Annotated in this window: 15 protein-coding genes; all 15 read left to right on the forward strand. The window is 60.3% G+C overall.

Annotated elements, in window-relative coordinates; translation table 11 throughout:
* The first annotated feature begins 5 nt into the window (after positions 1 to 5).
* Complete coding sequence (locus ACF6ZU_RS20515; RefSeq protein WP_392886462.1) at positions 6 to 374, forward strand: Hpt domain-containing protein; 369 nt, start codon at positions 6 to 8, stop codon at positions 372 to 374.
* A gap of 82 nt (positions 375 to 456) precedes the next feature.
* A complete protein-coding gene (locus ACF6ZU_RS20520; protein WP_392886463.1) occupies positions 457 to 1,851 on the forward strand; it encodes a flagellar hook-length control protein FliK in 1,395 nt (464 codons plus the stop codon).
* Between the two features lie 266 nt (positions 1,852 to 2,117).
* Entirely contained in the window at positions 2,118 to 2,618 is a 501-nt protein-coding gene (gene fliL, locus ACF6ZU_RS20525) for a flagellar basal body-associated protein FliL (protein ID WP_392886465.1), read from the forward strand.
* Between the two features lie 9 nt (positions 2,619 to 2,627).
* Positions 2,628 to 3,596, forward strand: coding sequence for a flagellar motor switch protein FliM (fliM, locus tag ACF6ZU_RS20530; protein ID WP_123409179.1), 969 nt, complete (start codon positions 2,628 to 2,630; stop codon positions 3,594 to 3,596).
* A 69-nt stretch (positions 3,597 to 3,665) separates the two neighbouring features.
* Complete coding sequence (gene fliN / locus ACF6ZU_RS20535) at positions 3,666 to 4,124, forward strand: flagellar motor switch protein FliN (RefSeq protein ID WP_392886466.1); 459 nt, start codon at positions 3,666 to 3,668, stop codon at positions 4,122 to 4,124.
* Positions 4,125 to 4,568, forward strand: coding sequence for a flagellar biosynthetic protein FliO (fliO, locus tag ACF6ZU_RS20540; protein WP_392886467.1), 444 nt, complete (start codon positions 4,125 to 4,127; stop codon positions 4,566 to 4,568).
* Positions 4,568 to 5,326 carry a flagellar type III secretion system pore protein FliP gene (gene fliP, locus ACF6ZU_RS20545; RefSeq protein ID WP_392886469.1) on the forward strand — a complete coding sequence of 253 codons (759 nt, stop codon included), beginning with the start codon at positions 4,568 to 4,570 and terminating at the stop codon, positions 5,324 to 5,326. Before fliO ends, fliP begins: the two co-directional genes overlap by 1 nt.
* The gene (fliQ, locus tag ACF6ZU_RS20550; protein ID WP_008024593.1) at positions 5,323 to 5,592 is read left to right on the forward strand and encodes a flagellar biosynthesis protein FliQ; all 270 of its coding nucleotides are present in this window, start codon (positions 5,323 to 5,325) and stop codon (positions 5,590 to 5,592) included. Before fliP ends, fliQ begins: the two co-directional genes overlap by 4 nt.
* 3 nt (positions 5,593 to 5,595) lie before the next feature.
* Positions 5,596 to 6,378 (forward strand): flagellar biosynthetic protein FliR, encoded by a 783-nt coding sequence (gene fliR / locus ACF6ZU_RS20555; protein ID WP_392886472.1) that lies wholly within the window; start codon positions 5,596 to 5,598, stop codon positions 6,376 to 6,378.
* A gap of 2 nt (positions 6,379 to 6,380) precedes the next feature.
* The gene (gene flhB, locus ACF6ZU_RS20560) at positions 6,381 to 7,520 is read left to right on the forward strand and encodes a flagellar biosynthesis protein FlhB (RefSeq protein WP_392886473.1); all 1,140 of its coding nucleotides are present in this window, start codon (positions 6,381 to 6,383) and stop codon (positions 7,518 to 7,520) included.
* A gap of 246 nt (positions 7,521 to 7,766) precedes the next feature.
* The gene (flhA, locus tag ACF6ZU_RS20565) at positions 7,767 to 9,896 is read left to right on the forward strand and encodes a flagellar biosynthesis protein FlhA (RefSeq protein WP_392886476.1); all 2,130 of its coding nucleotides are present in this window, start codon (positions 7,767 to 7,769) and stop codon (positions 9,894 to 9,896) included.
* A gap of 11 nt (positions 9,897 to 9,907) precedes the next feature.
* A complete protein-coding gene (gene flhF / locus ACF6ZU_RS20570; RefSeq protein ID WP_392886479.1) occupies positions 9,908 to 11,236 on the forward strand; it encodes a flagellar biosynthesis protein FlhF in 1,329 nt (442 codons plus the stop codon).
* Positions 11,237 to 11,352: 116 nt separating this feature from the next.
* Positions 11,353 to 12,183, forward strand: a complete 831-nt coding sequence (gene fleN, locus ACF6ZU_RS20575; RefSeq protein WP_008001746.1) for a flagellar synthesis regulator FleN — start codon at positions 11,353 to 11,355, stop codon at positions 12,181 to 12,183.
* Entirely contained in the window at positions 12,180 to 12,920 is a 741-nt protein-coding gene (gene fliA / locus ACF6ZU_RS20580) for an RNA polymerase sigma factor FliA (protein WP_007894214.1), read from the forward strand. The genes fleN and fliA overlap by 4 nt, the downstream gene beginning before the upstream one ends.
* Positions 12,921 to 13,087: 167 nt before the next feature.
* A complete protein-coding gene (locus ACF6ZU_RS20585) occupies positions 13,088 to 13,459 on the forward strand; it encodes a chemotaxis response regulator CheY (protein WP_003183998.1) in 372 nt (123 codons plus the stop codon).
* Positions 13,460 to 13,465: the final 6 nt, after the last annotated feature.

A 13,465-nucleotide genomic window follows, 5' to 3' on the forward strand; every position in this document is an offset into this window, starting at 1 on the left:
AGCAAGTGGCTGACACACATCTGGATCGCGACGTGCTGATTGCGTTGCAAGAAGTCATGGAGGAAGAGTATCCAATGTTGCTGGATACGTTCCTTGCCGATTCCGACGCCCGCATGAAGCAGTTGCACAAAGCGCGTGACGCCGAGACGCTGGGCGCCACCGCCCACAGTTTCAAGGGCAGCTGCAGCAACATGGGCGCCATCTGTCTCGCTCAGTTGTGCAATGAGCTGGAACAGCGAAGCAAGCAGACGTCCCTGGAAGGCATCGAGCAACTCGTTGAAGAGATTGATCGCGAGTTCGCGATTATCCGTCCCCTCTATGAGGCAGAGCGCCAGCGCTCTCTCGCCGGCAGTGCGACCGTCCGGCGTTTTTAACGGCGCTTCAGCAAAGCTGGCTCAACCCTTGCAGCAATGTCCGCAACTGTACCTTCGATTCCAGTGCAGCGGAGATCGTTTCATGCCCATCACCCCCAATATTCTTCTTCAGGCCAATGCGCAGGCCAAGACTCAAGCTGCCTCCGCCAATACATCGGCGCTGGCCGCAGAGCCCGGGGACAAGGCGTCCAGCTTCGCTCAGGTTTACGCCACCCAAGCTCAGAACAAGCCCTCTGTCGCCACTGACGGACCGGCAAAACCGGTGCGTGACAAGTCCTCTGACGGCCCCGATAAAAAGAATGTCAGCAAAGACGGTTCTGCCGCCCCGGAACCGACGGTTGCCGATAGCGGCAAATCCTTGCCCGCCGACAAACCGGCGCCGAGCAACGACAAAGCAGCCAGTGACGACGCATCGGATGCTGCACAAACGCCGGTAGCTGATACGGCGCCGGTTGATCCGACGCTCGATCCTTCGTTGTTGCCGGAACTGCAAATCCTGGCGGCAGTGCCTGTTCCGGAAACCCCGCCCGTGGTGGTCACGGCGCAGCCACAAGTCGAAGCACCTGTAGTCGCAGCGCCGACAGTGGTCGCAGGAACACCGCCGGCGCCAGCGCCGCTGCCTGCAACGGCCGACAGTGACTTCGACCCCGAAGCCGACCCGCTCGATGCCTTGCCCGCAGTGCGCATGGCCATGGAGCAGGGCGGTCATATTTCCGCCAGCAGTCAGGCACAGCCGAAAGCAGCGCCGACATCGGCCGAGGCTCAGGCGGATGGCGAGCGCACCTCGGCGCAAAACTTTGCCGCCGGCATGGCGGGCATGCTTGATGTGCAGGCTGACAAGGACAGCACCAGTCAGGGTGGCGACAAGGCGTTCAGCGGGCTGATCGACGGCGGTCTCAAGGATCTGAAGTCGGCCAGCAGCGATACCCGGGTCGACGATTTTGCCAACCGCCTGGCGGCACTGACCCAGGCTGCTACGCCTAAAACTGCCAACGCACTGCCGGTGAATCAACCGATCGCCATGCATCAGAGCGGCTGGACAGAGGAAGTGGTGAACCGGGTCATGTACCTGTCCAGCGCCAACCTCAAGGCGGCAGATATTCAGTTGCAGCCGGCCGAACTGGGGCGTCTGGATATCCGGGTGAACATGGTCCCGGATCAGCAGACCCAGGTGACGTTCATGAGCGCGAACCCAAGCGTTCGCGAAGCGCTGGATGGCCAGATGCATCGCTTGCGTGACATGTTTTCTCAGCAGGGCATGGGCCAGGTCGATGTCAACGTTTCCGACCAGTCCCGTGGCTGGCAGGGACAAGGGCAGGAGCAGGCGCAGCAGGGGCAGCAGGGCCAGAGCGGGCGCACCAGCGCCAGCGGTGGTCGCCTCGATGGCATGGATGAAGAGCTCGTTCCAACGGTTGCCGAAGTGGCAGCCAGCACCACCAGCGTGATCGGCTCCAGCGCCGTCGATTACTACGCCTGATCAAACGCAAGACCCACTGTGGGAGCAAGCCTGCTCGCGATTGAGGTTTAACATCGACACTTTTTGTCGACTGTTACGCCGCTTTCGCGAGCAGGCTCGCTCCCACAGTTGTTTGGTGTGTTCGGTGCGCGAACGATGACGCGTACTTTCTGAAAAAATGCAGCGCTTTCCAATTCTTCGCGAGCAGGCTCGCTCCTACATGGCATAACACTTGCTCTTGCCTTGCCGTGCGACTGTGAAAACCCGAATAGTGACGGATTATTGGCATGGCGAAGAGCGAAGCAGCAGTAAAAGACCCCGCAACCAAAGGCAAAATCAAGCTGATCATTGTGATCGTGGTGGCCCTGCTGCTGGCGATCGGCTTGTCCGTGGGGGCGACCTGGTTTTTCATGCATGGCGCCCAGAGCAAGCCTGAGGCCGCCGCTGCAGCCGCCCCGGTCGGCAAGCAGCCCGCGATTTTCGAACCGATGGCGCCCGCCTTCGTGGCCAACTACAACCAGAACGGCCGTCAGCGCTACATGCAGGTGAGCATCACCATGCAGGGGCGCAATCAGGCCGATCTGGAAGCGCTCAAAGTCCACATGCCGGTGATCCGCAATAACCTGGTCATGCTGTTCTCCGGTCAGGATTTTGCGACCCTGGCGTCGCCGGTCGGTCAGGAAATGTTGCGTCAGAAGGCCACCGCCAGCGTCCAGGAAGTGGCGCAGAAAGAGCTCGGCAAAGTGGTCATCGAACAGTTGCTTTTCACTAATTTCGTACTGCAGTAGGAACACGACATGGCCGTGCAGGACCTGCTGTCCCAGGATGAGATCGATGCGCTGTTGCATGGCGTCGACGATGGTCTGGTACAGACCGATACCGCTGCTGAGCCCGGCAGCGTCAAAAGTTACGACCTGACCAGCCAGGATCGCATCGTCCGCGGACGCATGCCGACCCTGGAAATGATCAACGAGCGTTTCGCCCGCTATACCCGCATCAGCATGTTCAACATGCTGCGCCGCTCGGCGGACGTTGCCGTCGGTGGTGTGCAGGTCATGAAGTTCGGCGAATACGTGCACTCGCTGTACGTGCCGACCAGTCTCAACCTGGTCAAGATCAAGCCGCTGCGCGGCACGGCCCTGTTCATCCTTGACGCCAAGCTGGTGTTCAAGCTGGTGGACAACTTCTTCGGCGGCGACGGCCGTCACGCGAAGATCGAAGGGCGTGAATTCACCCCGACCGAACTGCGTGTCGTGCGCATGGTGCTGGAGCAGGCCTTCATCGATCTGAAGGAAGCCTGGCAGGCGATCATGGAAGTGAACTTCGAGTACATCAACTCGGAAGTGAACCCGGCCATGGCCAACATCGTCGGCCCGAGCGAAGCCATTGTGGTGTCGACGTTTCACATCGAACTCGATGGCGGTGGCGGCGACCTGCACGTGACCATGCCTTATTCGATGATCGAACCAGTGCGCGAGATGCTCGACGCCGGCTTCCAGTCGGACCTCGACGATCAGGACGAGCGCTGGGTCAATGCCCTGCGCCAGGACGTGCTCGACGTCGACGTTCCGATCGGTGCCACGGTTGCCCGTCGCCAGTTGCGCCTGCGGGACATCCTGCACATGCAGCCGGGGGACATTATCCCGGTCGAAATGCCGGAAGAAATGATCATGCGCGCCAACGGCGTGCCTGCGTTCAAGGTCAAGATGGGCTCGCACAAAGGCAACCTCGCGTTGCAAGTGATCGAGCCGATCGAGCGCCGTTAAACGGCGTTCGTACACATTCGCTTTTAACTGACGGTTGCCCATCGAAGGGCTGCCCGCCGAGGACACATGATGGCTGACGATATGAATACCCAGGACGACCAGGCACTCGCTGATGAATGGGCTGCGGCCCTGGAAGAAACCGGCGATGCCGGGCAGGACGACATCGACGCCTTGCTGGCCGCCGACGCCGCGAGCTCGCCGTCCAATCGCTTGCCAATGGAAGAGTTCGGCAGCGTGCCGAAAAGCAACGATCCGGTGAGCCTGGAAGGCCCGAACCTGGACGTGATCCTCGATATCCCGGTGTCGATTTCCATGGAAGTCGGCAGCACCGACATCAATATTCGCAACCTGCTGCAACTCAACCAGGGTTCGGTGATCGAGCTTGATCGCCTGGCCGGTGAGCCGCTGGACGTGCTGGTCAACGGCACGTTGATCGCGCACGGCGAAGTGGTCGTGGTCAACGAGAAGTTCGGCATCCGCCTGACCGACGTGATCAGCCCAAGCGAACGCATCAAGAAGCTGCGCTGAGTGAAAAAGGTTCTGGGGTTGTTGCTGGCCTTGCCGTTCAGTGTGCTGGCGGCCGAACCGGCGGCGAATGCTGCCGCGACGGTCGCACCTGCGGTGGGCAGTGGTGTGGCGGGGCAGTTGACGCAACTGGTGCTCGGTCTGCTGCTGGTGCTGGGGTTGATCTTCTTCCTCGCCTGGTTGCTGCGCCGGGTCCAGCAGGCCGGGCCTGCGGGCAAGGGGCAGGTGATCGAACTGATCGGTTCCCGGGCGCTTGGCCCTCGTGACCGTCTGATGCTGGTGCAGGTCGGCAACGAGCAGATTCTGCTTGGCCTGAGCCCAGGCAGCATCACTGCTTTGCATGTGCTCAAGGAACCGGTGCAGGTGCCGGTCACCGAGAAAGCGACCCCGGAGTTTGCCCAGCGCCTCTTGGAGCTGATGGGCAAGGATCAGAAGGATAAGAAGTAATGGGTGCGCTACGCATCATCTTGACGCTGACCCTGATGCTGGCCGCGCCTTTGGCGTTTGCCGCTGACCCGCTGTCGATCCCGGCAATCACCTTGGGCACCAATGCTCAGGGGGCCCAGGAATACTCGGTCAGCCTGCAAATCCTGCTGATCATGACGGCGCTGAGTTTCATCCCGGCGTTCGTCATGCTGATGACCAGTTTCACCCGGATCATCATCGTGTTCTCGATCCTGCGTCAGGCCCTGGGCCTGCAGCAGACACCGTCGAACCAGATCCTCACGGGCATGGCGCTGTTTCTGACCCTGTTCATCATGGCGCCGGTGTTCGATCGCGTGAACCAGGACGCCTTGCAGCCGTATCTGGCGGAAAAACTCACCGCCCAGGACGCCGTGGCCAAGGCTCAGGTGCCTATCAAGGACTTCATGCTCGCCCAGACGCGCAGCAGCGACCTTGAGTTGTTCATGCGCCTGTCCAAGCGCACGGACATCGCGACGCCGGATCAGGCGCCGCTGACCATCCTGGTACCGGCCTTTGTCACCTCTGAACTCAAGACCGCGTTCCAGATTGGCTTCATGATCTTCATCCCGTTCCTGATCATCGACCTGGTCGTCGCCAGTGTGCTGATGGCGATGGGTATGATGATGCTGTCGCCACTGATCATTTCCCTGCCGTTCAAAATCATGTTGTTCGTGCTGGTGGATGGCTGGGCGCTGATTATCGGCACGTTGGCCAGCAGCTTCGGCGGTGTCTCGCCATGACGCCGGAAGTAGCGGTAGACATCTTTCGCGAAGCGCTCTGGCTGACCACCATGATGGTGGCCGTGCTGGTGATTCCGAGTCTGCTGGTGGGGCTGTTGGTGGCGATGTTCCAGGCCGCGACCCAGATCAACGAACAGACCCTGAGCTTCCTGCCGCGCCTGCTGGTGATGCTGGTGACGCTGATCGTCGCCGGGCCCTGGCTGGTGCAGACCTTCATGGAATATATCCTGCAGTTGTACGGCAATATTCCTCGGGTCATCGGCTAAGCCATGTCGCTGCTGCAGCTGACCGACACCCAGATCAGTACCTGGGTCGCCTCGTTCATATTGCCGCTGTTCCGTATCGGCGCGGTGCTGATGACCATGCCGATCTTCGGCACGACCCTGGTGCCGTCGCGCATCCGTTTGTATTTCGCCCTGGCCATCACGGTGGTGGTCGTGCCCGGCCTGCCGCCGATGCCGCCGGTCCAGGCGCTGGACCTGAGCGCGCTGCTGCTGATCGCCGAGCAGATCATCATTGGCGCCTTGATGGGGCTTTCCCTTCAGCTGTTTTTTCAGGCGTTTGTCGTTGCCGGCCAGATCATTTCGATCCAGATGGGCATGGGCTTCGCTTCCATGGTCGACCCCACCAACGGGGTGTCGGCGGCGGTGATCGGGCAGTTCCTGACCATGCTGGTGACGCTGCTGTTCCTCGGCATGAACGGGCACCTGGTGGTGTTCGAGGTGCTGACGGAGAGCTTTACCACGTTGCCGGTCGGCAGTGCGATGCTGGTCAATCATTTCTGGGACATAGCCAACAAGATGGGTTGGGTGCTGGGCGCGGCGATGCTGTTGGTCATGCCAGCGATCACTGCGTTGCTGGTGGTCAACATTGCCTTCGGGGTAATGACGCGTGCGGCGCCCCAGCTGAACATTTTCTCCATCGGTTTTCCGTTGACCCTGGTGCTGGGCCTGGTGATTTTCTGGGTCAGTCTCGGCGACATTCTCAATCAGTATCAGCCGTTGGCCACCGAGGCCTTGCAGCTGCTACGTGATATGGCGCAGGCGCGTTAGCCATGGCCGAGAGCGAGAGTGGCCAGGACAAAACAGAAGACCCCACGGAGAAACGAAAAAAGGACTCCAGGGAAAAGGGCGAGATTGCCCGATCCAAAGAGCTCAACACCCTGGCAACCATGCTGGCGGGTGCCGGCGGCCTGCTGATCTATGGCGGTGGGCTGGCCCAGGATCTGCTGGAAATCATGCGCCTCAACTTCTCCCTGCCCCGGGAAGTGTTGCTTGACCCGGGACAGATGGGGCATTACCTGCTGCATTCGGGCAAGATCGCGATTCTTGCGTCGCAACCGATTTTGCTGACGCTGTTGCTGGCGGCATTCCTGGGGCCGATTTCCTTGGGTGGCTGGTTGTTTTCGGCCAAGACCATGGCGCCGAAGTTCAGTCGGATGAACCCGGCGGCGGGCCTTAAGCGGATGTTTTCCAGTACGGCCTTGATCGAACTGCTCAAGGCGCTGGCCAAATTCCTGTTGATTCTGTTCGTCGCCTTGTCCGTGCTGCGTTCGGACATCGATGACCTGTTGCGCATCGCCCATGAGCCGTTGGAGCGGGCGATTATCCATAGCGTGCAATTGGCAGGCTGGAGCACGTTGTGGATGGCGTGCGGGCTGATCCTGATTGCCGCGGTGGACGTGCCGGTGCAGCTTTACCAGAGTCACAAGAAACTGCTGATGACCAAGCAGGAAGTGCGCGACGAGCACAAGGATCAGGAGGGGCGGCCGGAGGTCAAGCAGCGGATTCGCCAGCTGCAGCGCGAGATGTCCCAGCGGCGGATGATGGCGGCGATTCCCGAGGCTGACGTGGTGATTACCAACCCGACTCACTACGCCGTCGCGCTCAAATACGATCCGGACAAGGGCGGGGCGCCGATGCTGGTTGCCAAGGGCAGCGACTTCCTGGCCCTGAAGATCCGTGAGATCGCCGTGGCCAATGAAGTGCTGTTGCTGGAGTCGCCGGCGCTGGCGCGTTCGATCTACTACTCCACCGAGCTGGAGCAGGAAATTCCGGGCGGGCTGTACCTCGCTGTCGCCCAGGTGCTGGCCTACGTCTACCAGATTCGCCAGCACCGTGCCGGCAAGGGCAAGCGTCCCGAGCCGCTCAAGGATGATTTGCCGATTCCGCCGGATCTGCGGCGCGATTCCTGATTGTTGTGTGGGTCGTGCGGGCCTCATCGCGAGCAGGCTCGCTCCCACACGTGACCGCGTTTTGGCAGAGGGATGCCGTCGAATGTGGGAGCGAGCCTGCTCGCGAAGGCGTCAGCTCAAACAGCACAAATCCCCTGATAAACCCCTCTGTTACAAAGCCCGGCAAAAGTTGGAAGGCTTCTTGCAGTAGCCGCCTTGCGCCTGCTTTGGGCGTCAAAAGTTTGCTTTAAGGAACGGGGAAAACCGGTGGATCGCTCTCAGTTTATCAACAGTGCCCGCACCAACGTTGCCGACCTGAGTCGGGGCAATCTGGGTGTGCCGTTGCTGCTGCTGATCATGCTGGCCATGATGATGTTGCCAGTGCCGCCGTTCCTGCTGGACGTGTTCTTCACGTTCAACATTGCGCTGTCGATTGTCGTGCTGCTGGTCTGCGTCTACGCCTTGCGGCCACTGGATTTCGCGGTGTTCCCGACGATTCTGCTGGTGGCAACGTTGCTGCGGCTGGCGCTGAACGTGGCTTCCACGCGCGTCGTTATGCTCCACGGTCAGGACGGCCACGCCGCTGCCGGTAAGGTGATCCAGGCCTTCGGTGAGGTGGTGATCGGCGGTAACTACGTGGTCGGTATCGTGGTCTTCGCCATTTTGATGATCATCAACTTCGTCGTGGTGACCAAGGGCGCCGGGCGGATTTCCGAGGTCAGCGCGCGCTTCACCCTCGACGCGATGCCCGGCAAACAAATGGCGATCGACGCCGATTTGAACGCCGGCCTGATCGATCAGAACCAGGCAAAACTGCGCCGGATGGAAGTGGCCCAGGAAGCCGAGTTCTACGGTTCCATGGACGGTGCCAGCAAATTCGTGCGCGGCGATGCCATCGCCGGCCTGCTCATTCTGTTCATCAACCTGATCGGCGGCATGGCGGTCGGTATCTTCCAGCACGGCATGACCTTCGGCGATGCCGGTCGGGTTTACGCCTTGCTGACCATCGGTGACGGTTTGGTGGCGCAATTGCCATCACTGTTGTTATCGACAGCTGCGGCGATCATGGTGACCCGTGCTTCCGGTTCGGAAGACATGGGCAAACAGATCAATCGCCAGATGTTCGCCTCGCCCAAGGCGTTGGCCGTTGCCGCAGGTTTGATGGCGGTCATGGGCCTGGTGCCCGGCATGCCACACTTTTCCTTCCTGAGCATGGCAGCCGTCGCGGCCGGTGCCGCTTACCTGTTCTGGAAAAAGCAAAACATCGTCAAGGTTCAGGCCTTGCAAGAGGTCAAGCGTCAGCAGGAGCTGCTGCCATCGCCAGCCCGCGCCCAGGAAACCAAAGAGCTGGGCTGGGATGACGTCACTCCGATCGACATGATTGGCCTGGAAGTGGGCTATCGCCTGATTCCGCTGGTGGACCGCAATCAGGGTGGCCAGCTGCTGGCGCGGATCAAGGGCGTGCGCAAGAAGCTCTCCCAGGATCTGGGGTTCCTGATGCCGACTGTGCATATCCGTGACAACCTGGACCTCGCGCCGAGCGCTTATCGCCTGACCCTCATGGGCGTGATCCTGGCGGAAGCGGAGATTTACCCGGACCGCGAGCTGGCGATCAACCCCGGCCAGGTTTATGGTTCGCTCAACGGCATCACCGCCAAAGATCCGGCTTTCGGCCTGGAGGCGGTCTGGATCGAAATCAGCCAGCGTGCCCAGGCACAATCCCTTGGTTACACCGTGGTCGATGCCAGTACAGTAGTGGCTACCCACTTGAACCAGATTCTGTACAAGCATTCCAGTGAGCTGATCGGCCACGAAGAAGTGCAGCAACTCATGCAATTGCTGGCCAAAAGCTCGCCAAAACTGGCTGAAGAGCTGGTGCCGGGCGTGGTGTCGCTGTCGCAACTGCTCAAGGTTCTGCAGGCGTTGCTGGCCGAGCAAGTGCCCGTCCGCGACATCCGCAGCATCGCCGAGGCGATCGCGAACAATGCCGCCAAGAGTCAAGATACTGCCGCGCTGGTGGCTGCGGTGCGCGTCGGCGTCTCTCGCGCAATCGTCCAAAGCATTGTAGGCACTGACTCGGAGCTGCCAGTTATCACCTTGGAGCCAAGGTTGGAACAGATATTGCTCAATAGTCTGCAGAAGGCAGGACAAGGCTCGGAAGAGGGCGTTCTGCTGGAGCCAAGCATGGCTGAAAAACTGCAACGCTCGTTGATCGACGCGGCGCAGCGTCAGGAAATGCAAGGTCAACCGGTGATTCTGCTGGTGGCCGGTCCGGTTCGCGCCATGTTGTCGCGATTTGGCCGACTGGCAGTCCCGGGTTTGCATGTGTTGGCTTACCAGGAAATCCCTGACAACAAGCAAGTGACCATCGTTGCGACAGTAGGGCCCAACGGCTGAGGTAGTGGTTTATGCAAGTTAAGCGTTTTTTCGCCGCCGATATGCGTCAGGCCATGAAACTGGTTCGTGATGAGCTGGGCGCTGATGCGGCCATCATTGGCAATCGCCGGATCGCCGGTGGTGTCGAGCTGACGGCTGCCCTTGATTACAAATTGTCGGCGCTGGCCCCACGTGTTCCGAACATGGAACTCGAGGATGAGCTGCGCAAGACCCAGTCGCGGATCGTCACCGCCCAGGCCGAACTGAGCCTGCGCAGCGAAGGCGAGAGCGACAAGAGCACCAATCGCCAGCTGTTTGCCGGCCTGCCGTTGACTGCTGCCGAGCCTCTGATCGAGCCGACTTATGCCGAGCCTCGTCGTGCCGCGCCAGCGCCTGCGCCAGCTGCCACGGGTGTCGATCCGCGGGCGTTCGACTCGATGCGTTTCGAGCTCAACAGCCTGCGCGAACTGATGGAAGTGCAACTCGGCTCCCTGGCCTGGAATCAGCTGCAAGGCAGCCGTCCGGCCCAGGCCAATCTCTGGCGTCGCCTGCAACGCATCGGTTTGTCCGGTCCGTTGTCCCGCGACCTGCTGGAGCTGATTCCCGGTATTGAAGAACCTCGTCAGGCCTGGCGCATGTTGCTGGCGCACCTGGCGCGCATGATCGTCACGCCTGAAATCGAGCCACTGGAAGAGGGCGGTGTGATTGCCATGGTCGGTCCTGCCGGCATGGGCAAGACCACCACCCTGGCCAAGCTCGCGGCGCGTTACGTGCTCAAGTATGGCTCGCAGAACATCGCGCTGGTGAGCATGGACAGCTACCGCATCGGGGCCCAGGAACAGCTCAAGACCCTCGGCCGCATCCTCAATGTGTCGGTGACCCACGTCGATCCGGGCCAGTCCCTGGTGCAGGCGCTGGATCCATTGCTGCGCAAACGCGTGGTGCTGATCGATACTGCTGGCCTTCAGGCCAGCGATCCGGCGCTGCGCATGCAGCTCGAAAGCCTGGCCGGTCGTGGCATCCGCTCAAAAAATTACCTGGTTCTGGCAACCACCAGCCAAAAACAGGTTCTAACAGCCGCTTATCACAGTTACAAGCGCTGCGGGCTGGCTGGCTGCATCCTGACTAAACTGGATGAAACGGCAAGTCTTGGTGAGGTGTTGAGCCTGGCGATCAGTCATGAATTGCCGGTGGCTTACCTGACCGACGGCCCGCGGATCCCGGATGATTTGCATCTGCCGCGTCGCCACCAATTGGTCAGCCGCGCCGTCAGCGTGCAAATGCAGGAAGAACCCAGCGAAGAAGCCATGGCTGACATGTTCGCTGATATTTACCACAGCCCGACCAAGCAGGTTGGCTGAGGTACTAATGAATAATTTTTGTACCTACATCGATGGTCTGCCATGCATTGTTCCGTTTGTGAACGCGCAGCCAGTAATGTGGCCTCCGTCTATGCAAGACAAGGTAAAGAAATAACATGGGCAGCATGCATCCCGTACAGGTGATCGCGGTGACCGGCGGCAAAGGTGGCGTCGGGAAGACTAACGTGTCAGTGAACTTGTCCCTGGCTCTAGCTGAACTCGGCCGGCGCGTCATGTTGCTGGACGCCGATCTGGGCCTGGCGAACGTAGACGTCCTGCTAGGACTCACACCCAAACGCACCCTGGCCGACGTGATCGAAGGTCGCTGTGAGCTGCGCGACGTTCTGTTGCAGGGCCCCGGCGGCATTCGCATCGTCCCCGCTGCGTCCGGCACCCAGAGCATGGTGCACTTGAGCCCGGCGCAACACGCGGGCCTGATCCAGGCATTCAGCGATATCGGCGACAACCTTGACGTGCTGGTGATCGATACAGCTGCAGGTATTGGTGACTCGGTAGTCAGTTTTGTTCGCGCCGCGCAGGAAGTCCTGCTGGTGGTCTGCGACGAGCCGACCTCGATCACCGACGCCTATGCACTGATCAAGCTGCTGAACCGCGACTACGGCATGAACCGCTTCCGCGTCCTGGCCAACATGGCCCAGAGCCCGCAGGAAGGTCGCAACCTGTTCGCCAAGTTGACCAAGGTCACGGATCGCTTCCTCGACGTCGCCCTACAATACGTCGGCGCGGTGCCGTACGACGAAAGCGTGCGCAAGGCGGTTCAGAAGCAGCGCGCGGTCTATGAAGCTTTCCCGCGTTCCAAGTGCTCCCTGGCCTTCAAGGCCATCGCACAAAAGGTCGATACCTGGCCGCTGCCCGCCAATCCGCGTGGGCACCTGGAGTTTTTCGTCGAGCGCCTCGTGCAACAAACGGCAGGACCCGTGCTATGACAGCCAGCGGTTACAACCTCTACAAGAAGTCGGCACGTGACGCGCAGTACGAGCTCATCGAGCGTTACGCGCCGCTGGTCAAACGCATTGCCTACCACTTGCTGGCGCGTCTGCCGGCCAGTGTCCAGGTTGAAGACTTGATCCAGGCCGGGATGATCGGCCTGCTTGAAGTGTCGACCAAATATGACGCCAGCAAAGGCGCCAGTTTCGAAACTTACGCGGGCATACGAATCCGCGGCGCCATGCTCGATGAAGTGCGCAAGGGGGACTGGGCGCCTCGTTCGGTCCACCGCAATACCCGCATGGTCAGCGACGCAATTCGCTCGATTGAAGCTAAAACCGGTCGTGACGCTAAAGATCACGAGGTTGCGGCCGAACTCCAATTGAGTCTCGACGATTACTACGGGATTTTGAACGACACCCTGGGCAGCCGGTTATTCAGTTTCGACGATCTGTTGCAGGACGGCGAACACGAAGGGCTGCACGAGGATGGCGCGAGTGCTCATCTCGAGCCGTCACGCGATCTGGAAGATGAACGCTTCCAGGCGGCGCTGGCGGACGCGATTGCCAATTTGCCGGAGCGTGAGCGACTGGTGTTGGCGCTGTACTACGACGAAGAGTTGAACCTCAAGGAAATCGGTGAAGTCCTGGGGGTCAGCGAATCTCGGGTCAGCCAGTTACACAGCCAGTGCGCGGCCCGTTTGCGGGGGCGTTTGGGGGAGTGGCGAGCGCGCTGAAGGCAGTGTGGGGACACTGCGAACGTGGCTGGTGTGGTGTTGAACTGCGCCGGTCTCGATCTGTTGTGCTCCAGACAGTCATCGAGTGCTTTGCCGGATTGATTGAAATGGCGCGTCCAGGTGCTGGGCGCGTTTAAGACTGCTTGGAGGTCGAATTGGACAAGAACATGAAAATCCTCATCGTTGATGACTTCTCAACGATGCGGCGGATCATAAAAAACCTGTTGCGTGACCTTGGGTTCACCAACACGGTCGAGGCCGACGATGGCACTACTGCCATTCCGGTTCTCAACAGCGGGAGCATCGACTTTCTGGTAACGGACTGGAACATGCCTGGCATGACCGGTATCGATCTGCTGCGCCACGTGCGCGCCGATGAAAAGCTCAAGCATCTGCCGGTGCTGATGGTGACTGCTGAAGCCAAGCGCGAGCAGATCATCGAAGCGGCCCAGGCCGGTGTAAATGGCTACGTGGTCAAACCCTTCACGGCCCAGGCGTTGAAAGAAAAAATCGAGAAGATTTTCGAACGCATCGGTTGAGAAACT

Source organism: Pseudomonas migulae (assembly GCF_043225285.1).
In the GTDB taxonomy this organism is placed as follows: Bacteria; Pseudomonadota; Gammaproteobacteria; order Pseudomonadales; family Pseudomonadaceae; genus Aquipseudomonas; species Aquipseudomonas migulae_C.

Excerpts from the sequence above, each read along its gene's own strand:
- ACF6ZU_RS20520 (WP_392886463.1), top strand. The coding sequence starts at position 457 with ATGCCCATCACCCCCAATATTCTTCTTCAGGCCAATGCGCAGGCCAAG.
- fliL (WP_392886465.1), top strand. The coding sequence starts at position 2,118 with ATGGCGAAGAGCGAAGCAGCAGTAAAAGACCCCGCAACCAAAGGCAAA.
- fliA (WP_007894214.1), top strand. The coding sequence starts at position 12,180 with ATGACAGCCAGCGGTTACAACCTCTACAAGAAGTCGGCACGTGACGCG.
- ACF6ZU_RS20585 (WP_003183998.1), top strand. The coding sequence starts at position 13,088 with ATGAAAATCCTCATCGTTGATGACTTCTCAACGATGCGGCGGATCATA.
- fliQ (WP_008024593.1), top strand. The coding sequence starts at position 5,323 with ATGACGCCGGAAGTAGCGGTAGACATCTTTCGCGAAGCGCTCTGGCTG.
- fliR (WP_392886472.1), top strand. The coding sequence starts at position 5,596 with ATGTCGCTGCTGCAGCTGACCGACACCCAGATCAGTACCTGGGTCGCC.
- flhB (WP_392886473.1), top strand. The coding sequence starts at position 6,381 with ATGGCCGAGAGCGAGAGTGGCCAGGACAAAACAGAAGACCCCACGGAG.
- fleN (WP_008001746.1), top strand. The coding sequence starts at position 11,353 with ATGGGCAGCATGCATCCCGTACAGGTGATCGCGGTGACCGGCGGCAAA.
- fliP (WP_392886469.1), top strand. The coding sequence starts at position 4,568 with ATGGGTGCGCTACGCATCATCTTGACGCTGACCCTGATGCTGGCCGCG.
- fliN (WP_392886466.1), top strand. The coding sequence starts at position 3,666 with ATGGCTGACGATATGAATACCCAGGACGACCAGGCACTCGCTGATGAA.
- fliM (WP_123409179.1), top strand. The coding sequence starts at position 2,628 with ATGGCCGTGCAGGACCTGCTGTCCCAGGATGAGATCGATGCGCTGTTG.
- flhF (WP_392886479.1), top strand. The coding sequence starts at position 9,908 with ATGCAAGTTAAGCGTTTTTTCGCCGCCGATATGCGTCAGGCCATGAAA.